General features: G+C 67.0%; 23 protein-coding genes. 10 read left to right on the top strand and 13 right to left on the bottom strand.

What is annotated here, in order from left to right; translation table 11 throughout:
* The first annotated feature begins 4 nt into the window (after positions 1-4).
* Together CZ674_RS03290 and CZ674_RS03285 are read left to right on the top strand one after the other, a co-directional pair.
* The gene (locus CZ674_RS03290; protein ID WP_086991108.1) at positions 5-568 is read left to right on the top strand and encodes a tetratricopeptide repeat protein; all 564 of its coding nucleotides are present in this window, start codon (positions 5-7) and stop codon (positions 566-568) included.
* A gap of 17 nt (positions 569-585) precedes the next feature.
* Positions 586-1,044 (top strand): SprT-like domain-containing protein, encoded by a 459-nt coding sequence (locus CZ674_RS03285; protein ID WP_086991107.1) that lies wholly within the window; start codon positions 586-588, stop codon positions 1,042-1,044.
* Positions 1,045-1,047: 3 nt separating this feature from the next.
* Here the strand turns inward: CZ674_RS03285 and CZ674_RS03280 are convergent, their stop codons facing one another.
* Together CZ674_RS03280 and CZ674_RS03275 are read right to left on the bottom strand one after the other, a co-directional pair.
* Complete coding sequence (locus CZ674_RS03280; RefSeq protein ID WP_086991106.1) at positions 1,048-2,091, bottom strand: aldo/keto reductase; 1,044 nt, start codon at positions 2,089-2,091, stop codon at positions 1,048-1,050.
* 59 nt (positions 2,092-2,150) lie between these two features.
* A complete protein-coding gene (locus tag CZ674_RS03275; protein ID WP_086991105.1) occupies positions 2,151-3,584 on the bottom strand; it encodes an MFS transporter in 1,434 nt (477 codons plus the stop codon).
* Between the two features lie 112 nt (positions 3,585-3,696).
* On the opposite strand from CZ674_RS03275, the gene CZ674_RS03270 reads away from it, so the two are divergent.
* Positions 3,697-4,800 carry a hypothetical protein gene (locus CZ674_RS03270; RefSeq protein ID WP_086991104.1) on the top strand — a complete coding sequence of 368 codons (1,104 nt, stop codon included), beginning with the start codon at positions 3,697-3,699 and terminating at the stop codon, positions 4,798-4,800.
* Here CZ674_RS03270 and CZ674_RS03265 read toward each other — a convergent pair.
* Positions 4,748-5,356, bottom strand: a complete 609-nt coding sequence (locus CZ674_RS03265) for an NUDIX hydrolase (RefSeq protein ID WP_086991103.1) — start codon at positions 5,354-5,356, stop codon at positions 4,748-4,750. The two genes, CZ674_RS03270 and CZ674_RS03265, sit on opposite strands and share 53 nt — an antisense overlap.
* Positions 5,357-5,561: 205 nt before the next feature.
* Between CZ674_RS03265 and CZ674_RS14595 the strand changes: the two genes are divergently transcribed.
* Together CZ674_RS14595 and CZ674_RS14590 are read left to right on the top strand one after the other, a co-directional pair.
* Positions 5,562-6,260, top strand: a complete 699-nt coding sequence (locus tag CZ674_RS14595) for a DUF222 domain-containing protein (RefSeq protein ID WP_086991102.1) — start codon at positions 5,562-5,564, stop codon at positions 6,258-6,260.
* A 78-nt stretch (positions 6,261-6,338) separates the two neighbouring features.
* Positions 6,339-6,956: an HNH endonuclease signature motif containing protein gene (locus CZ674_RS14590; protein ID WP_086991101.1), complete on the top strand. Its 618-nt coding sequence runs from the start codon at positions 6,339-6,341 to the stop codon at positions 6,954-6,956.
* On the opposite strand, the gene CZ674_RS03250 is transcribed toward CZ674_RS14590, so the two are convergent.
* On the bottom strand, positions 6,916-7,455 hold the full coding sequence (locus CZ674_RS03250) for an NUDIX hydrolase family protein (RefSeq protein WP_086991100.1): 540 nt from the start codon (positions 7,453-7,455) through the stop codon (positions 6,916-6,918). The two genes, CZ674_RS14590 and CZ674_RS03250, sit on opposite strands and share 41 nt — an antisense overlap.
* A 99-nt stretch (positions 7,456-7,554) precedes the next feature.
* On the opposite strand from CZ674_RS03250, the gene CZ674_RS03245 reads away from it, so the two are divergent.
* On the top strand, positions 7,555-8,217 hold the full coding sequence (locus tag CZ674_RS03245) for an alpha/beta hydrolase (protein WP_159456881.1): 663 nt from the start codon (positions 7,555-7,557) through the stop codon (positions 8,215-8,217).
* A 20-nt stretch (positions 8,218-8,237) separates the two neighbouring features.
* Here CZ674_RS03245 and CZ674_RS03240 read toward each other — a convergent pair whose 3' ends face one another.
* The 8 genes from CZ674_RS03240 to CZ674_RS03205 all read right to left on the bottom strand — a co-directional run bounded on the left by CZ674_RS03240 (position 8,238) and on the right by CZ674_RS03205 (position 16,758).
* Positions 8,238-8,888: a LysR family transcriptional regulator substrate-binding protein gene (locus CZ674_RS03240; protein WP_086991098.1), complete on the bottom strand. Its 651-nt coding sequence runs from the start codon at positions 8,886-8,888 to the stop codon at positions 8,238-8,240.
* A complete protein-coding gene (locus CZ674_RS03235; protein WP_086991097.1) occupies positions 8,885-11,374 on the bottom strand; it encodes a glycoside hydrolase family 65 protein in 2,490 nt (829 codons plus the stop codon). The genes CZ674_RS03240 and CZ674_RS03235 overlap by 4 nt, the downstream gene beginning before the upstream one ends.
* Before the next feature lie 17 nt (positions 11,375-11,391).
* Complete coding sequence (locus tag CZ674_RS03230) at positions 11,392-12,123, bottom strand: HAD family hydrolase (RefSeq protein ID WP_086991096.1); 732 nt, start codon at positions 12,121-12,123, stop codon at positions 11,392-11,394.
* A 37-nt stretch (positions 12,124-12,160) separates the two neighbouring features.
* A complete protein-coding gene (locus tag CZ674_RS03225; RefSeq protein WP_086991095.1) occupies positions 12,161-12,361 on the bottom strand; it encodes a hypothetical protein in 201 nt (66 codons plus the stop codon).
* 19 nt (positions 12,362-12,380) lie between these two features.
* A complete protein-coding gene (locus CZ674_RS03220; protein WP_086991094.1) occupies positions 12,381-13,250 on the bottom strand; it encodes a carbohydrate ABC transporter permease in 870 nt (289 codons plus the stop codon).
* Position 13,251: 1 nt separating this feature from the next.
* A complete protein-coding gene (locus CZ674_RS03215; RefSeq protein WP_086991286.1) occupies positions 13,252-14,310 on the bottom strand; it encodes a carbohydrate ABC transporter permease in 1,059 nt (352 codons plus the stop codon).
* Between the two features lie 24 nt (positions 14,311-14,334).
* Positions 14,335-15,600 (bottom strand): ABC transporter substrate-binding protein, encoded by a 1,266-nt coding sequence (locus CZ674_RS03210; protein ID WP_086991093.1) that lies wholly within the window; start codon positions 15,598-15,600, stop codon positions 14,335-14,337.
* A gap of 93 nt (positions 15,601-15,693) precedes the next feature.
* A complete protein-coding gene (locus CZ674_RS03205; protein WP_086991092.1) occupies positions 15,694-16,758 on the bottom strand; it encodes an ABC transporter ATP-binding protein in 1,065 nt (354 codons plus the stop codon).
* 96 nt (positions 16,759-16,854) lie between these two features.
* Here CZ674_RS03205 and CZ674_RS03200 point away from each other — a divergent pair, with 96 nt between their 5' ends.
* The gene (locus CZ674_RS03200; protein ID WP_086991091.1) at positions 16,855-17,805 is read left to right on the top strand and encodes an NYN domain-containing protein; all 951 of its coding nucleotides are present in this window, start codon (positions 16,855-16,857) and stop codon (positions 17,803-17,805) included.
* Between the two features lie 6 nt (positions 17,806-17,811).
* Here CZ674_RS03200 and mgtE read toward each other — a convergent pair whose 3' ends face one another.
* Positions 17,812-19,155 carry a magnesium transporter gene (gene mgtE / locus CZ674_RS03195; RefSeq protein ID WP_086991090.1) on the bottom strand — a complete coding sequence of 448 codons (1,344 nt, stop codon included), beginning with the start codon at positions 19,153-19,155 and terminating at the stop codon, positions 17,812-17,814.
* A 61-nt stretch (positions 19,156-19,216) separates the two neighbouring features.
* On the opposite strand from mgtE, the gene CZ674_RS03190 reads away from it, so the two are divergent.
* The 3 genes from CZ674_RS03190 to CZ674_RS03180 all read left to right on the top strand — a co-directional run bounded on the left by CZ674_RS03190 (position 19,217) and on the right by CZ674_RS03180 (position 21,815).
* Entirely contained in the window at positions 19,217-20,350 is a 1,134-nt protein-coding gene (locus tag CZ674_RS03190; RefSeq protein WP_086991089.1) for a hypothetical protein, read from the top strand.
* Positions 20,351-20,383: 33 nt separating this feature from the next.
* Positions 20,384-21,016, top strand: coding sequence for a hypothetical protein (locus tag CZ674_RS03185; RefSeq protein WP_086991088.1), 633 nt, complete (start codon positions 20,384-20,386; stop codon positions 21,014-21,016).
* Positions 21,017-21,113: 97 nt separating this feature from the next.
* Positions 21,114-21,815, top strand: coding sequence for an HAD family hydrolase (locus CZ674_RS03180; RefSeq protein WP_086991087.1), 702 nt, complete (start codon positions 21,114-21,116; stop codon positions 21,813-21,815).
* Positions 21,816-21,821: the final 6 nt, after the last annotated feature.

Genomic DNA, 21,821 nt, shown 5'->3' with positions numbered 1-21,821 from the left:
ATGCATGGATGAGTTCGTCGTCGGCTTCGACCGCACCACGCTACGGCCGACGCTCGACCTGGCCAAGGCGCGGGCACGGCTTGCCGAGATCGGGCAGACCCGCTCGATGAACGGCGTGCTCGAGCGCGCGAAGCTGCTCGCCGCCTGCGGCGAACTCGAGCAGGCTGCTGCGCTGGCGGCGAGTGCGGTCGTCCAGGCACGCACTTCAGGCCTGCGGGTCGAGGCCCTCGAAGCCCGACTCGTGCGCGCATCCGTCGCCGAGGCCCGCGGCCAGGCCGAGCGCGCGATCCGCGAAGCCTCATCGATCATCGACGAGGCTCGCCGCGGCGACTTCGTCGAGCCCTGGGCCCGCGCGCTGCAGCTGCGCGGCATCGCCCACTTCGAGATCGAGCAGTGGGCAGAGGCCGTCGCCGACTTCGAGCGTGCGCTCGCGCTGCGCACCGACGCCGAGGCACCCCGACACTTGATCGACGAGAGCGAAGTCTCGCTGCTCGTCGCAACCGACCGCATGGGGCACGCAGACCGGGGCGCTGTGCGTCGCCGAGCCGTGCATCCGCTCTTCGGATAGCGCTGGGCGGGATCAACATGGCAGAACTGCAGCGAGTGCGCGTGTGGGCAGACGCCCTCATCGCCCTGCACCTCGACAGCACGTGGCACTTCGCGTTCGACAATGCGCGCACGCGTGCCGGGCTCACGAACTTCTCGAAGCGCCAGATCTCGGTCTCACGTCACCTGGCCGTGCTCTGGAGCGACGACGACGTGCACCAGACGCTGCTGCATGAAGTGGCCCACGCGATGGCCGGGCCCGGCGCAGGGCACGGGCCTGTGTGGCAGCGGATCAGCCGTGAGATCGGATATGCCGGGGGTCGCACGCACCACGGCGAGATCGCCAGCGAGACCGCGAAGTGGCTCGGCGTCTGCCCGCAGGGGCACGAGCACTTTCGCTTTCGAAAGCCGTCGCGCATCGCCAGCTGCGTGCGGTGCGCACCGGGGCGTCGCGGATTCGACCCCCGCTACGTCATCAGCTGGCGCGCGCGGCGCTGAGGCTCAGGCCTCCTGCGTGCTGGTGCGAGCACCCGCCCAGCGGTCGATGCCCTCGGTGTCGTTGGCGATGCTGTCGATCTCGGCCAGCTCGTCGTCGGTGAACTCGATGTTCGCGAGCGCTGCGACGTTCTGCTCGAGCTGCTCGGGACGCGATGCGCCGATCGTGAGCGAGGTCATGCGGGTGTCGCGCAGCGCCCAGGCGAGGGCGAGCTGCGGCAGCGACTGGCCGCGACGCTCGGCGACGCTGTTGAGCGCACGCACGGTGGCCACGGTCTTCTCGGCTTCGTCGGCGGGCAGCGTCGAGCCGTCGGTCGCGGCGCGCGAGCCCTCGGGAACACCGTCGAGGTACTTGCCAGAGAGCAGCCCCTGCGCCATGGCGGTGAAGCCGACCATGCCGATGCCGAGCTCGCCGCAGGTCTCGACCAGGCCGTCGGACTCGATCCAGCGGTTGAGCATCGAGTACGAGGGCTGGTGCACCGAGAGCGGGGTGCCGAGGTCGGCAAGGATCTCGTGCGCCCTGCGAGTGTCTGCGGCCGAGTACGACGAGATGCCGACGTAGAGCGCCTTGCCGCTGCGAACAATGTCGTGCAGCGCCTGCATCGACTCCTCGATCGGCGTCTCGGGGTCTGGGCGGTGGTGGTAGTAGATGTCGACGTAGTCGAGCCCCATGCGGGCAAGCGACGCGTCGAGGCTCGAGATGAGGTACTTGCGGCTGCCGCCGAACTGGTACGGGCCGGGGCCCATGCGCCAGCCGGCCTTGGTTGCGATGACGAGGTCGTCGCGGTGTCCGGCGAGATCGGATGCCAGCAGCCGGCCGAAGTGCGATTCTGCGGCACCCGCAGGCGGTCCGTAGTTGTTGGCGAGGTCGAAGCTGGTGATGCCGAGGTCGGTCGCGGTGCGCACCAGTTCGCGCTGTCGCTCGAATGCGACGTTCTCGCCGAAGTTCTGCCAGAGGCCCAGCGTGAGGGGCGAGAGCTGCAGGCCGCTGTTGCCGAGGCGGCGGTGCTGGACGAGGTCGAAGCGGTCGGGGTTCGGCTGCCAGGTCATGCGATTCTCCTTGTCGTGCGGACTCGCGTGCCCCGCGCATCCGTCATGTTGATGCCACGCTACCGCGCAGACGCGGCGTCTGGGTCGGGCGATTCGCGACTGTCGATCGCGGCGGACGCCTCTGCCGCATAGATCGCCGACACCTTGCGGTAGACGGGCGTCATGAAGGCCACGGCCGCCGCCACGATCATGACCGCACCCGCGATGAGGAAGATGAGGGCGATGCCTCGTGCGTCGCCCGACCCGAGCAGCGGCTCAAGCGCCTTCGCCCCGTCGGCGCCGCGCGCGTACGGGATGATCCAGGCCTGGGCGATCGGTGCCACGAGAAAGGCGGTGATGGGTGCGGCCGCAGCCTCGAAGGCGCCAGCGAAGCCGAACACGCGACCCTGTCGCTCGAGCGGCACCACGCGCTGGATGATCGTCTGCTCGGCCGCTTCGATCGCGGGCACCACGGCCATGTACAGCCAGATGCCGACGAGGTACAGCCATCCCCACTCGCGCGTCGTGAAGGCAGCGCCGAGCGCGCCCATGAGCATGACTGCGAAGAGCATCGTGCGCAGCGGATTGCGCCCCAGTCCGAACTTTGCGATCAGCGCCCCTCCGAGCAGGAACCCCGTCGAGGCCAGAGCAAACCAGACGCCCCACCACTGCACCGTGAACAGCTCGATGCCATAGGGATCCATGAGCGCCATGTAGACGCCGCCGACGAGGTTGTTGAAGGTCGAGAACACGATGAGCGCGATGAGCCCCGGGATCGCCACGACTGCTGTCCATGAGCCCTTCAAGTCGAACGCGCCATGAGCGTCGGTGGCGGCCGGGCGCAGCTCTTCTGGCATACGCAGGAAGAGCAGGTGGGCGAGTGCGACGGCCGTTGCGGCGATCGCGATGATGATCGTGGGGCCCATGCCGAGGAACCCGACCGACAGCCCCGAGAACACGCTGGTGACCATGAAGGCGAGGCCCTGCACCATGCCGACGTAGCCGTTCGCGTTGGCGCGGCGGTCAGGGTCGATGAGAATCGTCACGGTCGTCGAGAGCGCGACGTTGCGCATGTTCTCGACGACTGCGCCGATGAGCGCGATGATCGAGAACAGCCAGAACCAGGGCTGCGTCAGGTCGAGCATCGACGCCTCGGGGGTCATGAAGAACACGAACGCCGAGAGCGTGAACATCACGAGCGTGAACGCGCCGGCGAACTTCATGACGCTGAGCTTTCGGAACCTGTCGACGAACGTGCCGAAGCTGATGCTGGTGACGGCGATCAGCAGCATGAACGCACCGCCGATGACCCCGGTTGCGATCACGTTGCGCGTCTCGTCGTAGATCCAGAATGTGATCGAGAACCACAGGTAGCTCGTGGTCACGTTCGCCAAGGCGGTGTTGCCGAGGATGCCTGCGAACGTGCGGTGCCGATCCGCCGCAGGGCGCACCGAGGCGTCAACTGCACTCGGGTCGACGAGCGCGGGAGCGTCGTCGGTCGGCTGGTCTTCCATGGCAGAAAGAGTACGCCCGGCCTCTGACATGAGGTTTGTCTTTTCGTGCGGTCATGCCGCGCCTCGTAGGCTGATCGGGTTGCAGTCGCCACAGCAGAGTCAGGAGCCGGGGATGGGCAGAGTCACGCGCGCAGGAGTCGTGGGGGTCGCGGCACTCACGGCGCTGGTCACAGGCTGCTCGTCGGCGTCGGCCGATGAGGCCTTCGCGCTGCAGCTGCAGCCCGTCGGCGACCAGGGCGCCTGGCTCGACAACGCCTACGCGGCAGGCACAGACGACGAGTACTCGACCGAGAGCACCGTGTGCGGCATCAGCGACGGGCTGATCATCGAGAGCGCGGAGGCCCAGGTGACGGTGACGAGCCTCTCGACTGGCGAGGCCGTGTTCGAAGTGGCTGAAGTCTCTTGCGGAGCCTGGTCAGCGGGCGGCGGGCTCGTGCCCCTGCTGCTCGACGGCAGCTGGCAGCTGCTCGACCTCGAGGGCGAGATGTCGGTGACTCCGCTCGAGTTTGCCGAAGAGCCCGACTCGCTCGCGATCGTGGCCGTCGCTGACGACGTCGCGGTCGCTGCGGATGCGGCAGACGGCACGCTCGTCGGGTTCAGCGGCGGCAGCGAGACGTGGAGGATCGATGGCGACTCGGGTCTCGCCGCGGTGCCGCTCGCGGGAGGACTGCTGGGCGTGACTCGCGCATCCGGCTCTCTGTCTGTCATCGACGCGGCCAGCGGCGAGGTGCTGCACGAGCAGAGCGTCGGCGGCGCGTCGAGCGTGACGTGGTCGAGCGACGGGTTTGTGCTGCAGGAGGCTGGCGAGGCCATTCTCGTCGAGCTCGACGGCACCGAGCGGAGTCGGGCGGATGCGGCGGCACAGTCGATCGTGCCGGGCACGTATGCAGGGGTCACGGTGTCGCTTGACGACCACGCGGCGGCCTCGAATGTCGTCGCGGTGTCGGCTGACGGAGCACCCGTGCTCGCGCTTGACGGCTCCGCTGTGGTCTCGGCAGACGGTGCGATCGACGGCCTCGCCGCCGAGCAGATGCTGGCGGTGTCGGCCGACGGCTCGACCGTGCTGTTCATTCGCAACAATCAGCTGGTGCTGCAGGAGATCGGGGCTGACGAGCTCATGCCGATTCGTGCGATTGCGGGCTCGGTGCGCATCGCCGACGGCCTCATCGTGATCGAGGGGACGCTGTCGACGGTTGTGATGGGACCGGCTGGCTGAGTGAGGGCAGCAGTCCTCTGGCGGCCGCTGTCGCTCGTGCGACGATCAGGGTCGGATCCATGATCTCGCCACTGGCAATCGCGGTGTCGAGTTCGAGCAGCGTCATGCGCGCCGATCTGACCTGCTCGGCCGGGTCTGAGACGTCTTTCGTGCCAGTGGTCGTTCCGTTCGCGCACAAGAAGACGTGGACGGGCCAGGATGCGCGGCCCGGGTTGGTGAAGAACGTGTGGAGTGGAGTCATTCGGGTCGCGATCAATCCGAGTTCCTCCTCGAGCTCGCGTCTGGCGGCTCGCTCGGGCGTCTCGTCTTCTGCGCCTGCTCCCCCGGGCAGGTCGTAGATCCATCGGTCGAGCGGGTACCGGTACTGCCTCGACAGCACGACATGCTTTCCTTCGACGACGAGGGTTGCGACAGCGAACGGGACGCTCTCGTCTACTTCATATCTGGCGCGGGTGCCGTCGGCGAGCACAACATCGTGCTCGACGAGCCTGACTCTGCCCGCATGAATCTCGTGCGAGCCCGTCTTCTGCCAACCCGCTTCGGCCTGATCCGTCATAGGGCCACTGTAAGGAAGACGCCAGGTTTTCGGTGTTCGCGGCGTCGATGAACTCGTGTCAGAGGTCGTGCGTAGTGTCTTGAGCAAGACGAAAACGACGGTATCGGCAGGAGATCGCAGCTGCGATCAACCCATGTCAGACGTCACCCGTAATGTCTTGATCAAGACGAAATCACTGGTTCCGCAGCACGAAAGGAGGCACCGGATGCTCGACGAGACTCGCATCGACAAGCTGCCGACCGAGCTGCTCAGCACCGGTGTATTTGCTGATGAGCACGGCGGGTTTGTTGCCGGTGATGTCGGTGCAGAATCTGTGGATCAGGCGCTGCAGTACTGGTCAGCGAAATCGATGCTCTACGCAACGATGCGAACTCTGACCGACCTCGATCAGGCGATCGAACAGCTGCAGGCAAACCGCGAGATCGTGCGCGCGCAATGCGCTGACTTGGCTGATGAATGCGCGGTGCAGCAGGTCTGCAGCCTCGACATGGCCCACGAGAACGAATGGCAGCACATGACCTCCGTGCTCGCCGTGAACGGGCGCCGCTCTGAGATGTCAGTGCATCAGCAACTCGGCACCGCACAGCAGCGGTGCACCGAGCTGCCGCTGACCGTGCAGGCGTGGCAAGACGGGGACATTCACCTCGGGCACGTGATCGCGATCGAGCGTGCAGCTTCGACCATCACCGAAGAGAATCGGGGCGAGTTCGAGGCCGAGGCGCTGCCGAAGGCAGATGGCCGCACGCCGCAGCAACTGTCTCCGATCGCACGCAGGATTGCCCGCAAGTACGAGTCGGTGGGGTTGCAGAAGAACCATGCCGAGGCGTTCAAGGAACGAGCTGTGTGGACGACGCCCGGAGAGCACGGCATGGAAATCGCATCGCGATTTCGTGGAAAGGGGTGAGCAGGCATCAGCTAAGCCGGTTTCGTGGCTACGCATTGCATGCTCCGCACCTCAACCAACGTGTAAGACCACCGCGGCATGCACCAATACATGGCAGACACCGCAGCAGCAGTGCTGCTCACGGGCACCTGCGACGCGGGCTGGCTCGACAACATCAAGGCTGAGGTCGTCGTGACCATGCCTGCGACCATGCTCACTGGTGAGGAGACCGGCCAGGCTGAGTTGCCCGCCGGGACCCTCGTCGACGACGACACGGCCCTCATGCTGGCTGGATCAGTGAGCTCCTGGACGCGGTTGTTCACCCATCCGGTCACCGGCGTCGCCGTGACTGCCGACGTCTACGCACCCACCGCAGCGCTTCGGCGGTTCGTCGTGCACCGGGACAGGACCTGTCGGTTCCCGGGGTGCGCAAGGATCGCGAAGCATGCCGATGTTGACCACACCAAGGACTGGCAACACGGTGGCAAGACCACGCCAGACAACCTCGCGTGTCTGTGCCGACATCACCACACACTCAAACACCGACTAGGACCCGACGAGGGCTGGAAAGTCAGGCAACTCGAACCCGGGGTACTGGAATGGACCGATCCACAGGGGCAGATCCGAACAACAGAACCGCCACCCGCGCCCAATGCGGTCAAGGAGCCGGCTCTGGTCAGCGCAGCGCGCCGAGGTGAGCGAGCGCTGCGCGAATGAGTGATCCGCGACCGCCTTCCATCTCTTCGGCGACCAGTTCGCTGGCTGCTGCCTCCGGTGTCAGCCAGGTGAGCTCCAGCGCGTCCTGGCGCGGGTCGCACGTGCCGGTGACGGGCACGATGTACGCGAGCGAGACGGCATGCTGACGGTCGTCGGTGTAGAGGCCGCCGTTCGGCAGCGGAAAGTACTCGGCGACCTGAAACGGCACGGGCGACACCGGCATCTGCGGAAACGCCATGTGCCCGAGATCCTTCTCGAGGTGCCGCTCGAGGGCGTCGCGAACGCTCTCGCCGTACATGACACGACCACTGACGACCGTGCGTGTGATCTCGCCGGCATCGTTGGCGCGCAGCAGGATTCCGACCTCGGTCACCTGGCCGATGCCATCGACCCTGATCGGGATCGCCTCGACGTAGAGAATCGGCATGCATCGCCGAACCTCTGCGAAGTGGTCATCGCTCAGCCAGCCGGGATTGGGGTCGGGAGTGCGCACGGACATCACCCCATTGTGCCTCGTAATCGGGAATCGATCCATGACCGGGATTGCTGACACGATGGAGAGACCAGCCGAAGCAGGGAGAACACCGTGGAGCAGCCAGTGACAGAGATCGACGAGAGCGCCATCCGCTGGCGCGATGCCAAGGACGGCCGCGAAGGATCACACCTGCTCGTGGTCATGCACGGGTACGCGAGCTACGAAGGCGATCTGATCGAGCTGGCTCCCGGGCTGCCCGACAATGTGACCGTTGCTTCCCTCCGCGCTCCGATCACCCTGCGCCCCGAGTCGCCGGCCCAGCAGGGCGCCTATGCGTGGTTCGCGATCGGCGGCGAGAGCCCCGACCGCTCGCTCATCGACCTCTCGGTCGACGCCGTCATCGCCTGGCTCGACTCGCTGGAGGCCAAGCATTCGACAGAGTTCGCCACGATCGGGCTCATGGGCTTCTCGCAGGGCGGAGTCATGACGCTGCAGCTCGCACGCACCCAGAGCGACCGCTTCGACTACCTCGTGCAGCTCAGCGGCTTCGCACATGCGGGCGAGCACTCAGGCGACGCTCGTCTCATGGAGCGCCAGCCGCGCATCCCGGCGTTCCAGGCGTGGGGAGACCACGATCCCGTGATCGCACCCAACGCGACGATGCGCACTCGCGAATGGATGGCGACGCACACCGATCACGAGGAGCACGAGTACAGCATGCCCCACGCCGTCGTGCCGCAGGAGGTTGCCGACATCAGCGCCTTCATCTCGAGGCAGATCGGCTGAGGCAGCAGGTCGGCTGAGGGTCAGCGTCCGCGGCGCTTCTGCATCCGTCTGGGCCGTGCACGCGGCGGGATGCGGTGGGCAGGCTTCGGTTTAGGCTTTGGTTTTGGCTTCTCTTCCTCGGGCTGTGCGGCACGCGACGAAGTGGCCTTGCGTCCGCGCACGATGCCGGCGAAGTCCTGGGTGTCGTCATCGTCGCGCTCTCGCAGCCAGACGAGCTCGACCGGGTGGCCCGGCGCATCCGTCACCACTCGCACGGTTGACCCCTTGCCGCCATACAACCGCGCGACCGACATGGGCATGAGCGCGATGCCGGCGCCGGTCTTGGCGGTGATCGCGGCGTCCTTGTGCGAGAGCCCGGTCACGTCGAGCAGCGTCTCGTTCTCGAGGTCGGCCATCGTGAGCTCGGCGAATGCGCCGATCGGATGGTCGTGCTCGGCAATGGCCGCGGTGCTCTCGGTGAACATCACGATGCGGTGCAGGCGCTCGTCGGCTTCTGCCGCACGCACGATCGCGAGGTCGGATTCGCCGGCGAGCACGGCCCGCAGCTGCCTCGGCTGGCCAACGCGCTCGTGCTCGATCGATCGCTCGGGATGGCGCGCATCCCAGACATCGAGCCACCTCGACGGGTTGATGCCCTCGACGTAGCGCAGGCGCAGATCGTCGTCGGTCATGTCAGGTCTTCGATGCCCGGGTGTGCCCCACGGCGGATCTCGGCGTCGGGAATCGATGCCGAGAGGCGCGAGCCGTCTTCGCGACGCTCGTTTGCGTACTTGCGCAGGGTCGGACGCCCGGGGATGCGCGGCGCACTGTCATCGAGCGGCACCGTCACCGAGCCGCCCGTGAGCCAGTGGTGCTCGCCTCGCACCGAGAAGTCGACCCTCTTGTCGGTCTCGGCCTCGATGGCGATCGAGTCCTGTTTGATCGTGACGTGCAGCTGCACGCCCTGCCACTGGAGTGCGAAGCGGATGCCGCTCCAGTCGGCGGGCAGGCGGGGGTCGAACGAGAGGTGGCCCGCGTGGTCGCGCATGCCGCCGAATCCTGAGACGAGCCCCGTCCAGACGCCGGCAGCCGATGCGACGTGCACGCCGTCTGAGGTGTTGGAGTGCAGGTTGGCCAGGTCGACGAATGCAGCCTGCTTGAAGTACTCGAGCGCGAGGTCGCTGTAGCCGACCTCAGCCGCGAGCACCGTCTGCACGACCGAAGACAGGGTCGAATCGCCGGTCGTCAGCGGGTCGTAGTACTCGAAGTCGGCGAGCTTCTCCTCTGCCGAGAAGTGATTGCCCTGCAGGAACAGCGCGAGCACCACGTCGGGCTGCTTGAGCACCTGGTACCGGTAGATCACCAGCGGGTGGAAGTGCAGCAGCAGGGGGTGCTGGTCGTCCGGGGTGTTCGCGACGTCCCAGACCTCCTTCTCGAGGAAGACGGCGTCCTGCGGGTGGATGCCGAGGTCATCGCTGTAGGGAATATGCATGGCGTCGGCGGCCGCCTCCCACGCCTCGATCTCAGCGGGGTGCAGCCCGAGGCGAGTGCAGAGCCGGTCGTAGTCGGCTGACGCATGCTCGGCCATGTGGCGCACGGTCGAGACCGCGTAGCGCAGATTGTTGCGCGCCATGACGTTCGTGTACAGGTTGTCGTTCACGACCGTCGTGTACTCGTCAGGGCCCGTCACACCGTGGATGTGGAAGGTCTCGGCTTGGCCGTTGGTGCCGAACCGCCAGAAGCCGAGCGTCGCCCACAGCCTCGCCGTCTCGACCGCGATGTCGGCGCCCTCTCGATGCAGGAAGTCGGTGTCGTCGGCAGCGCGCACGTACTTGCCGAGGGCAAAGGTCACGTCGGCGTTGATGTGGTACTGCGCGGTGCCGGCTGCGTAGTAGGCCGATGCCTCTTCGCCGTTGATCGTGCGCCACGGGAACAGCGCACCCGCCTCGTGCATCTGCTTCGCCCGACGGCGGGCGGCCGGAAGCATGAGGTACCGCATCCGCAGGGCATTCCTCGCCCACTGCGGTGACGTGTACGCGAGGAACGGCACGACGTAGCACTCGGTGTCCCAGAAGTAGTGGCCGCCATAGCCCGAACCGCTCACGCCCTTGGCCGGAATGCCGAGCTCATCGGCGCGAGCCGATGCCTGCGCGATCTGGAACAGGCACCACCTGGTCGCCTGCTGCAGCTCGTCCTGGCCCTCGATCTCGACGTCGCTGCGCTTCCAGTACGCCTCGCACCAGCGAGCCTGCCGCTCGAGGATCTTCTCCTCCCCGAGTGCGAGGGCGCGGTCGACTGTGCGGCGGCCCCTGTTCAGCAGCTCGCGCGGCGCCACGTCGTCGCCCGTGTGATAGCTGAAGTACTTCGTCACCTGCGTCGGAACACCAGCGGATGCGCGCACACGGAATACAGACTTGGCCAGGTCAGGCTCGACGACGGTGCGTGCGTCGTAGTGATTCTCGGTCTCGATGCGGTGGTCGGCGATGACTCCGAGCGTCATGCCCGAGTTGGTCACCTTGTACGAGAGCGCGGTGCGCAGCCCGTCGTGCCAGCTCTCGCTCGGCTGCAGCACTCGCTCGGAGAACTGGTCGGCTTTGCGGGGGTCGAAGCCGTTCTCTGCCTGTGCGACGCCGTATTCGCTGTCGCGATCCTGCCGGTTGATCACCTGGCAGCTGATCGTGACCGCCGCGTCGGCATTCAGCACCGTGACTCGCACCGATGCGAGCGCGAGGTGGCGCTCGTCGAACGAGACCATGCGTCGCGTCTCGACTCGCACCTCCTTGCCGCTGGGCAGAATCCACAGCAGCGACATCGTCAGCTGGCCGGTGCGGAAGTCGAGTGCGCGCTCGTAGTCGCGCAGGTCTGCCGTCTCGAGGGCAAGCGGCTCGTCATCGACGTAGACGCGCATGACCTTCGCGTCGGGGGCGTTGATGATCGTCTGGCCGACCTCGGCGAAGCCGAACGCCTGCTCGGCGTGCTGGATCGGGTAGACCTCATGGAAGCCGTTGACGAAGGTGCCGTGCTCACTGGCGCGGCCGCCGACCTCGCTGCTGCCCCGAATGCCGAGGTAGCCGTTGCCGACTGCGAAGATCGTCTCCGCGGCACCGAGATCGTCTGTCGAGTACTGCGCCTCGACGAGGCGCCACGGGTCAAGGGGAAAGCGGTCGCGGTTGATCATGCGGCTCCTCATGCCGATCAGTCGAGAAAGGCTGCCAGGTCATCGACGACGACGGTCGCCCCGGCATCGGTCAGCGCCGCCTCGCCTGCACCGCGATCGACGCCGATGACGTCGCGGAAGCCGCCGTCAGCGGCCGAGGCCACACCGCTCGTTGCGTCTTCGATCGCCGCACTGTCTGCTGGGTCGATGCCGAGCATCCGTGCCGCTGCGAGGAACACGTCGGGCGCAGGCTTCGAAGGCAGGCCCTCGCGCTCGGCGACGACGCCGTCGACGACGACTTCGAAGCGGTCGCGGATTCCGGCGGCCTGCAGCACGTGCTCGGCGTTCTTCGAGCTCGACACGACGGCCACGGGAACACCCGCAGCCTGCACGCGGTCGAGCAGCTCGACCGAGCTCGGGTACGGCGCGATGCCATCGGCGTTCAGCACGCTCAGGAAGGCGTCGTTCTTGCGGTTTCCGACGCCGCAGACGGTCTCTGCTTCGGGCGCATCAGAGGGGTCGCCCCACGGCAGGTCGATGTGGCGGCTCTGCAGCAGGCTCTTGACGCCGTCGTAGCGCTTCTTGCCGTCGAGGTGCAGGTAGTAGTCGCTGTCAGCATAGGGCGGCTCGACGCTGCGATCGGCGAAGACCTGCTCGAACACCTGGCGCCATGCGTGCATGTGCACGGACGCAGTGGGAGTCAGCACGCCGTCGAGGTCGAAGAGCACGCCGGCGCGTTCGGTCAGATTCGGAAGCTGGGTGTGGGACACAGTGACGAGCCTACCTTCGTAGCGGCTGAGGATTCTGTCAGCGGAGCGCGCGGTACCGGCGCAGCAGAACGAAGAACGCGATGATCAGCACGATGGCGATCACGAGCCCGAGCGGGTCGAGCGTGCTGCCGAGCGCCAGCGTGCCGACGACCGAGAACACCGCCATGACGCCGAAGAACCCGACGAATCCGAGCCACATCTGCAGCTGGTTTCGGCGCACCGACTCGTTTCTGCTCATCGTTGTCTGCTCACTGCTGTCAGCTCTTCACTCCGCCGGCAGTGAGGCCGGCGACGATGCGGCGCTGGAAGATCAGCACCATGATGACCAGCGGCACGGTGACGATGGTTCCGGCGGCCATGATCGCCGCATACGGCTGGATGTACGGGTTGTCGCCCGCGAACCTCGCGATCGCGACCGTCACCGGCTCGACATTCGGCCGCGAGAGCTGGCTCGCCAGCAGGTACTCGTTCCAGGTGGCGATGAACGCCAGGATCGCGGTCGTGAACACCGCCGGTGCCGCTAGCGGCAGGATCACCTTCATGAACGCCTGGCCGCGAGTCGCGCCGTCGACGCGTGCAGCCTCTTCGAGCTCCCACGGCAGATCGTGCAGAAAGGCGGTCAGCGTGTAGATCGTGAGCGGCAGCGCGAACGAGATGTTGGGCACGATGAGCGCCTGGTACGTGCCGATCCAACCCGCGTCGGTGAACAGCTGGAACAGCGGCGTGACGAGCGCCACGCCCGGAAACATCGACGCAGCGAGGATGATGCCGGTGATGAAGCCCTTGCCCTTGAAGTTGAGGCGTGCGAGCGCGTACGAGACCGTGACGCCGAGCAGCACGGCGATGCCGGTCGTGATCGCACTCACCAGCAGCGAGTTCCCGACTGCGCGCAGCAGATTGTTGCCGCCGGATGTGTTGAGCGCGGCAACGAAGTTGTCGAGTGTCAGGTGGGTGGGCCAGGGGGTGGTGTTGAACGTCTGCGAGACATCGCGGAAGGCGACGACCATCATCCAGTAGAACGGAAGCAGGCACCAGAGCACGATGACGCCGCCGCTGAAGTAGCTGCCCCAGCCTTCGCCGGTTCTGACACGGCGCTTGACTGGTGCGCTGTCTGCTGTCGTCGTCATCTCACTTGCCCCCTTCGCGAGGCATGACCATCGCCTTGGTCGAGCTGGTGTCGACGGCGACGAGCTTCTTCTGCTTGCCGCCTCCGACGGTGCGCTGGTCAGGCTGTGCCTGAGCCACCGCGTTGGCGCCGAGGCCCTTCACCATGAGGAACGCGCAGGCGAAGATGATGAGGAACACGATGGTCGACAGCGCCGAGGCGTTCGCGAAGTCGCCCTCGCGGATGGTAGCGGTGACGAGCATCGACATCGTCGTGGCGGCGCCCGACGTGTTGCCCTGCATGATCGCGGGCAGGTCGTACATGCGCAGCGCATCGAGCAGCCTGAACAGCACCGCGACGAGCAGCGCCGGCTTCACGAGCGGCAGCGTCACGCGGGTGAACTGCTGCCAGCGGGTCGCGCCGTCCATCTTGGCGGCGTCGTAGACGTCTTGCGGAATCATCTGCAGGCCCGCGAGGATCAGCAGCGCGACGAACGGCGTCGTCTTCCAGACGTCGGCGACGATCACTGCGGTCAGCAGCTCCCAGGTGCCGGTGGTCCACTGCGTCTCGAGGCCCGTGACGGCATTGACGATGCCCTGGGGCGCGAAGATGAACGCCCACAGCTTTGCGGTCACGGCGGTCGGGATCGCCCAGGGAACGAGCACGGATGCGCGCAGCAGGCCGCGTCCCCAGAGGTTGCGTCCCATGATGATCGCGATCCAGAAGCCGAGCACCACCTCGAGTGCGACAGTGATGCCGGTCAGCAGGAAGGTGACGCCGATGGCATCCCAGAACTGGCTGCCCGCAGTGCCCGGAGGGCACGAGTTCATGCCCTTGCCGCAGTCCTGCAGCAGCCAGTGCATGTAGTTGCTGAAGCCGGCGAAGCCGCCGTCTTCGAAGAATCCCGTCTCGGGGTTGAATGCGCGGTCTGCGTTGAACGACTGCACGATCGCGCTGACGATCGGATAGCCGATCACCACCGCGAGCACGAGCAGGGCGGGGGCTATCAGCCACAGGCCCGCACGGTTGTCGCTGCGCCTGCGCCGTTTGACGGGCGCAGGCGCAGCGACAGACTCATTCATCTGCATGGTCTGACGAGCCTTCGGCTACTCTCCGGTGCTTGCCGTGATGGCGTCAGACATGTCGGCGACCGCCTGGTCGACAGGCGTGCCCTCGACGATTGCCGCGTACGCGTTGTCAGCGATCGCCTTCGAGACCGCCGCGTAGTACGGGGTCACGGGGCGGGGCTGCGCGTTCTCGAGCGCATCCTTCAGCGCGGGCAGGTACGGGAACTCGGTGATGAGCTCTTCGTCGTCGTAGATCGAAGCGAGCACCGGCGGGAACGACTGCTCTGCGAACGAGCGCTGGTTCTCTTCGGACAGGATGAACTGCACGAAGTCGAACGCGGTCGCCTTGTTCTCGGAGAAGGCGTTGATGCCGTTGTTGTAGCCGCCGAGCGTGGATGCGCCGGGGCCGTCGGGGCCGACGATCGCAGCGACGTCGAAGTCGTCGCCGACCTCTGAAGTCGGCTCGTTCTTCGCCGTGTCGTACATGTACGGCCAGTTGTAGGCGAACACCGACTCGCCGGCGAGGAACGAGAGGTTCGTCTGCTCTTCGGTGAAGCCGTTGGCGTCCTTCGGGATGTCGCCGTTGGCGTACGCGTCGGCGAGTGCCTGGATGCCGGCCTTCGCCTCTTCTGAGTCGACGACAGGCGTCTGGCCGTCGGTGTCGACGACTGCGCCGCCCCACGAGTTGATCGCCTGCGTGGTCTGCACGGCGAGGCCCTCGTAGTTGCGCAGCTGCATGACCAGCAGGTCCATGTCGGCTTCGTCAGCGGCGTCGCGGCTGCTCAGCAGCTCGTCCCATGTGGTCGGAGCCTCTTCGACGATGTCGGTGCGGTAGAACAGCAGCTGTGCGTTGGTGTTCTGCGGAGCCGCGTACAGGGTGTCCATGTACGTCGCGCTGTCGACCGTCGCCGGCAGCAGGCCCGAGGTGTCGAGGGCGAGGTCGCCGTCGAGGGGCTGCAGCCATCCGTTGGCCGCGAACTCGGCCGTCCAGGTGACGTCGAGCGCCATGACGTCGTAGTCGCCGCTCTCAGCCTGCAGCGACTGCACGAGCTGGTCGCGCTGGCCGTTGGCCTCCTGCGGAAGCTCGACGAGCGAGACCTCTTCTTCAGGGTGCTCTGCGTTCCAGGCTTCGATGATCGGCTCGAGCTTGCCCGCGTCGTTCGCGCCCATTGCGAACGAGATGGGGCCACGAGTGTCAAGACCCTCTTCGGTGCCCTCACCCTCGCCTTCGCCGCCGCTCGCGCATCCGCTCAGCACCATGGCCGCAACAGCGCCCATCGCGATGATCCCGGTTCGTCTCTTCATGCCGTGCTCCCTTGCAATAACACATCCGGTCAATATGCTCAGCGTACCCCTGTGCACTGACGTGTGCACCGAGACGTTGTGAAGTTGTCACCATCAGTCGATGCGAAGACCGCTGTCTGTGTCGAAGAGGTGCAACAGGTCGGCCTCGGCGCTCAGTCGAAGACGTGATCCCTTCTCGGGAATCTCGTCGCCGACGGCGCGTGCGACCACGAGCGGAGAGCCCTCGAGGTCGGCCGTGCCGTACACATAGGCGTCGGAGCCGAGCTCTTCGACGAGGTCGACTTCGACCTCGATGCCGTCCTCTGCAGCAGGCCGCAGGTGCTCGGGCCTGACGCCGACGGTGACGCGCTGTCCGGGCTCGACCGTGCGCCCCTCGAGCGCGATGCCGCCCAGCGACACGCGGCCCTGTGCGTCTGCCTCAGTCTCGACGAGGTTCATGGCGGGCGACCCGACGAAGCCTGCGACGAACACGTTCGCGGGCCTGCTGTAGAGCACCCGCGGCGTGTCGACCTGCTGCAGCTCGCCCTTGTCGAGCACGGCCACGCGGTCGCCCATCGTCATCGCCTCGACCTGGTCGTGCGTGACGTAGACGGTTGTGACGCCCAGGCGCCGCTGCAGGCCGGCGATGTGCGACCTCGTCTGCACGCGCAGCTTGGCGTCGAGGTTCGAGAGCGGCTCGTCCATGCAGAACACCTGCGGCGAGCGCACGATCGCACGACCCATGGCGACGCGCTGGCGCTGGCCGCCCGAGAGCGCCTTCGGCTTGCGGTCGAGAAATTCCGTGAGGTCGAGCAGCTCGGCTGCCTCTTCGACCCGCTCGCGGATCTCGGCCTTCGGCTTCTTCGCGAGCTTGAGCGCGAAGCCCATGTTCTCGGCGACCGTCATGTGGGGGTAGAGCGCGTAGTTCTGAAAGACCATCGCGATGTCGCGATCCTTCGGATCCTTCTCGGTGACGTCGGTGTCGTCGATCAGGATCGAGCCCTCAGAGACCTGCTCGAGGCCTGCCAGCATGCGCAGCGTCGTCGACTTGCCGCAGCCGGATGGGCCGACCAGCACGAGGAACTCGCCGTCGTCGATGTGCAGGCTGAGGTCGCTGACCGACGGGCGTTCGGCCCCCGGATACTGCAGCGTGACTCGGTCGAACGTGATGGAGGCCATGGTGTTTCCTTCCTGGCGGGCACGCGCCAGACGATCCGTGTGAAGTGAACTGGTTTCGAGCATAGCCACAGCGCCGCGAGATGCGACACTGGTCGCATGGCCTCAGACAACGAAGCGCGCGTCGCCGTCTACATCGACTTCGACAACATCCTGATCTCCCGCTACGACCAGCTGCACGGTCGTGGAGCATTCCACAGCGACAAAGTGCGCACGCTGCCCGTCGACGGGCGCGAGTCGAAGGTGCGCACGCGCTTCGGCGAGGCCACCGTCGACCTCGGCGCGATCATCGACTACGCCTCGAGCTACGGGTCGATCGTGCTCAGCCGCGCCTACGCCGACTGGTCGGTGCCCGCCCACGCCGCGTACCGCGAGCAGCTGCTGGCCCGTGCCGTCGACCTCGTGCAGCTCTTCCCGACCACGCGCGCGCTGAAGAACGGCGCCGACATCCGCCTCGCCGTCGACGTGGTCGAAGACCTCTTCAGGCTCGACGACGTCTCGCACGTCGTGATCGTCGCCGGCGACAGCGACTACATCGCCCTCGCCCAGCGCGCGAAGCGGCTCGGCAAGTTCGTGGTCGGCATCGGCGTCGCCGGCTCGACCTCGAAGTCGCTCGCCGCGGCGTGCGACGAGTTCGCCGACTACGACGCGCTGCCCGGAGTCGAGCGCGTGGTCGTGCAGGACGAGACGGATGCCGACACGAGCGAGCCTGCAGCCGCAGAAGAGGCCGCCCCGGCAGCGAAGAGCCGCCGCAGACGACGCAAGAGCGGCGGCAGCTCAGGCGACGAGGAGGCTGCCCCCGAGCTCTCGCCCGACGACGCGGCGACCGGTCTGCTGGAACGCGCCCTGCGCATCCTCACCCAGAAGACCGACGACGAATGGCTGCACGCCAACGTCGTGAAAGAGCAGATGAAGCGCATGGATCCGGTGTTCAACGAGAAGTCGCTCGGCCACAAGTCGTTCTCTGACTTCGTGGGGGCGCGCGATGCCCTCGTCGAGCTGCGCGAAGACGGCCAGGCCAGGCTGCTGCGGCTGAAGCAGGCTGGCTGACGCCAGTCAGATTCCGAGCACTGCCTTCGCGATGCTGAAGTAGATGATGAGGCCCGTCGCATCGCAGAAGGTCGTGATGAACGGCGTCGAGAACACCGCCGGGTCGACCTTGATGGCTTTGGCCAGCAGGGGCATCGCGCCGCCGACGGAAGCGGCCATCGCGCAGATGCAGACGATCGTGAGGCCGATCACGACGCCCGTGGGCATGTCGTAGACGAGCGTGGCCAGCACGAAGCCGAGGGCGCCCATCAGCACCCCGAGCACCAGACCGACTCGCACTTCGCGCAGCAGGACGAGCCCCACATCCCGCGTCCGAACGTCGCCGACCGCGAGCGCTCGCGTGACCGTGCTCGCCGCCTGCGACCCCGTGTTGCCGCCGATCCCGGTCAGGAGCGGGATGAACATGGCCAGCACGACCGCCTGCTCGAGCGTCGTCTCGAAGATCTCGAGCACCTGCACCGTGAGCAGGCCTGAGACCGCGAGCACCAGCAGCCACACCACTCGCGAGCGCGCGATGCGCAGCACCGATGTCGAGAGGTACGGGCGTCGCAGCGGCTCGGCGCCGCCGGCTCGGGCGGCGTCCTCGTCGGCTTCGTCGCGAAGAATCTGGGCGGCGTCGTCGAGTGTGAGGATGCCCAGCACGTGATGCTCGCTGTCGGTGACCGGCACCAGCAGGTGCGCGCGGTCGACCAGTGCCAGCGCGGCGGCTTCGGCATCGTCGGTCGCTCGCACCGAGTCGGCCTCCTGCATGAGGTCGGCGATCGGCACCGAGGGGTCGCTCATGAGCACTTCGCGCAGGCTGACGACCCCCGCGAGTGTGCGCCCGGTGTCGGTGACGAGCATCGTGTAGACCGTCTCGGCCGTGTCGTCGAGGGCGCGTGCCTTCGCGAGCGCGGTCTCGGCGGTGTCATGCGGATGCACGCTCACGAAGTGCGGCGACATGCGGCGTCCGATGGTGCCGGCGGGATACCCGAGCACCGCGTTGGTGTGGCTGCGCTCTTCTGCAGAGAGCCCCGAGATCAGCCTCGTCGCCACGGCTGCGGGCACCTCGTCGACGAGCTTCGCGCGGTCGTCGGGGTCGAGGCTCTCGAACAGCGTGCCGACCTCGTCTTCGCAAAGGCTCGTGATCAGGTCGGCCTGGATGGGCGGCTCGAGCGCGTCGAACACGGCGGCCGCCTGGTCTTTGCCCAGCAGCCTGAACAGCACCGCGGCGCGACGGGTCGACACGCGTTCGAGCAGGTCGGCGGTCTCGTGTGTGCTGAGTGCGCCGAGCTGCACCGTGGCCTCGCTCAGATCGCCGATGACGAGGCTCTCGGTCGGCGTCTTCTCGAAGAACTGGGGATCAGACATGGCGCTCCCAACTCTAGGCGCACGCGGCATCTGCACAGCGCCGTGCGCGATGATCGTATGCATGCGCACCCTCACCCGCCCCCTGTCTGCTGCGGCCCTGCTCGGTGCCGCGGTGCTCGCGCTCACTGCCTGCAGCACAGAGCCCGCGCATGAGTACACGGTGTCGGGCGACGCAGGCCTCTGGCTCGACGACGGCTACTCGGCGGGCGTCTCCGAGACGTTCGACGCGGCCGGCCGCGTGTGCGGAGTCGCTGACGGCGTCTTCGTCGACCAGGTGCAGGCTGAGAACGGGCAGGTCTCGGTGCGTGCGATCGACACTGCAACGGGCGACGAGGTCTGGACCCTCGACGACGCGCTCTGCGGCGAGGCCCCCGGCGGCCAGGTCGCGGTCGCGAGCCTCGGCCCTGACGGCTCGCACATCGAGCTGGCTGACATCGCGACGGGCGATGCCGCTCCCCTGCTCGACGCCGACGGAGTCATCGAGAGCCTGTCGGTGCTCGGCGAGACTGAGCACGGCTGGATCGTCCAGTACGCGACCGGCAGCGAGACCAGGGTCGGCGTCCATGCGAGCCCCGACAGGCCGGCGTGGAGCGGGGCGTTCCCCGGCCAGCGCCAGTGCACGCTGCTCGACGGGCACGTCGGATGCGCGGGCGAGACGAGCTTCACGGTGCTGACGGCAGAGCGCGGCGAGGTCACTGCTGAGAACGCTGAACTCGGAACGCTGCGCATCACCTGGCTGAGCGACGGATACGTGCTGCAGGATCCGACGGCGTCAGAGGCTCCCGATCCGGTCGGCGCCCTGTACGCGCTCGACGGCAACGAGGTGCGCCTGATCGAGCAGACCGAGGATGTGCCGCCGGCGCCTGCCGGAGCACTCTTCACCAGCGCCGACTACATGCTTGACGACGCAGTGGCCGTGACAGCTGCGGGCAGTGCAGTCGCAACGGTCGACCGCGACGGCATCGAGTTCCACGGCGACGACGCAGCCGAGCCCGGCTCTGCCGCACTCGCGGTCAGCGCAGGCGGGCAGGCGCTCGCGGTCGACACAGGCGACGCCGTTGTGCTGCTGGGTGCCGACGGCGACGAGCTCGCGCAGCTCGGCCCATCCGGCTCTGAAGTGCACGTGGTCGACGGCTGGCTCGTCGTGTTCGACCCGGCTTCGTGGACGACCACGGTCTTTGCGCCGGCTGGCTGAGCCACCGAGTCGCGTCCCGTACGCTTGCGGTCTGTGAGCACTCTTCCGTCACTGGCCTCCGCCCTTGCGGCCATCCGCGATGATGCCGCCGCAGGACTGCTCGACGCCTGGGCGCTGTCGACGGTCATCGACGAGAACACGAACTCCCCCGTCATCGACGAGACGCTGTTCGACGCGCTGCATGCTGCGGCCGGAATCACTGCCGAGTGGCCGGTCGGCAACGCGGGCCTGCTACATGTCTACGGCTACTGGTTCTCGACCGTCGAGACGCCGTACGGCCTCAAGCGCGATCGCTGGGTCGACGGTCAGCTCACCGCTGCTCTCGGCCTGCCGACTGACGCTTTTCACTTCGACGAGAGCCGCGCGTCCACGCTCTTGAGACGCGTGACCGACGCGGTCATGCCGGTGCTGGTCGATCCCGATGCGCACGCGGTCACATGGGCCGATGTGCGGGTCGGCGATGCGCACACTGCCAGTCTGCAGACGCGTGCCGTTCTGGTGCGCTCGGCCGGCGCATCCGCCACCGCCCTCGTCTACGGTGTCGACGACGGATGCGGCATGCGGCTGGTGACCGTGTTTCCGATACAGGGCGAGACTGGGCCGGTGCTCGAAGAGTTCGTCAGTGAGCCGCGGCTTCGGTGGAACGCGGCGTCCAACGACTCGTAACCGAGTGTTCATCCTTCTGTAGACATTTCGTCCACTTTGACGAGATACTCTGGACGCATCGTCCGAAACGCGCTTCGAGCGCACAGAAGGAGCCTGAGTGACCGCCACCATCGTCTTCGACTTCGATGGCACGCTTGCCATCGGCCACGGCCCTGTCATGGCCTACGCCGAATGCGCCGCACCCCTTGCCGGAGCGCAGTACCTCGAGCGCGTCGAGACGGCACTGGCCGAGTACGACGCCGGCGGCGGCGGGTACCGCGACGGCTACGACGTGGTCGGCTCGCTTGCAGCAGCCGACGGCGTCGAAGCAGCAGCGCTCAGCGACGCCTACGCTCGCAGCCGCGACGTGCTCGGAACCCCCGAGGCGCCGGTCAGCGCTGTCGAGGGCATCGACGAGATTCTCGAGAGTCTCGGCAGGCACGCACGCCTGGTGCTCGCGACCAACGCACCCGCAGCCGGCGTGTACCGCGTGCTCGACTCGTGGGGCGTCCGAGAGCGCTTCGACGCGGTGCACTTTGCTGTCGGCAAGCCTGCGGGACTCACTCCGATCATCCGACTCGCCCTTGAAGACGGGCCCGTGCTCGCGATCGGCGACATCTTCGAGTTCGACCTGGCTCCGGCCGTCGCCCTCGGAGCGGACACAGCACTTGTCGGCGCGACAGCCTCGACGTCACCCGAATCGGTCACGATGCGCGGGCAGACGATCGCCGAGCTTCGCCCCGATATCGAAGCCTGGGCCGCATCCGCGGCATCCAGCACCCCAGCGCCAGAAGGCGCATCCCCCCGCCTCGAAAGGTAACTCCCG

It is taken from the genome of Agrococcus casei LMG 22410, assembly GCF_900163565.1.
GTDB classification, from domain to species: Bacteria; Actinomycetota; Actinomycetes; order Actinomycetales; family Microbacteriaceae; genus Agrococcus; species Agrococcus casei.
Note: the sequence above shows the minus strand (reverse complement) of the source record. Positions and strands in the feature narration are given on the sequence as shown.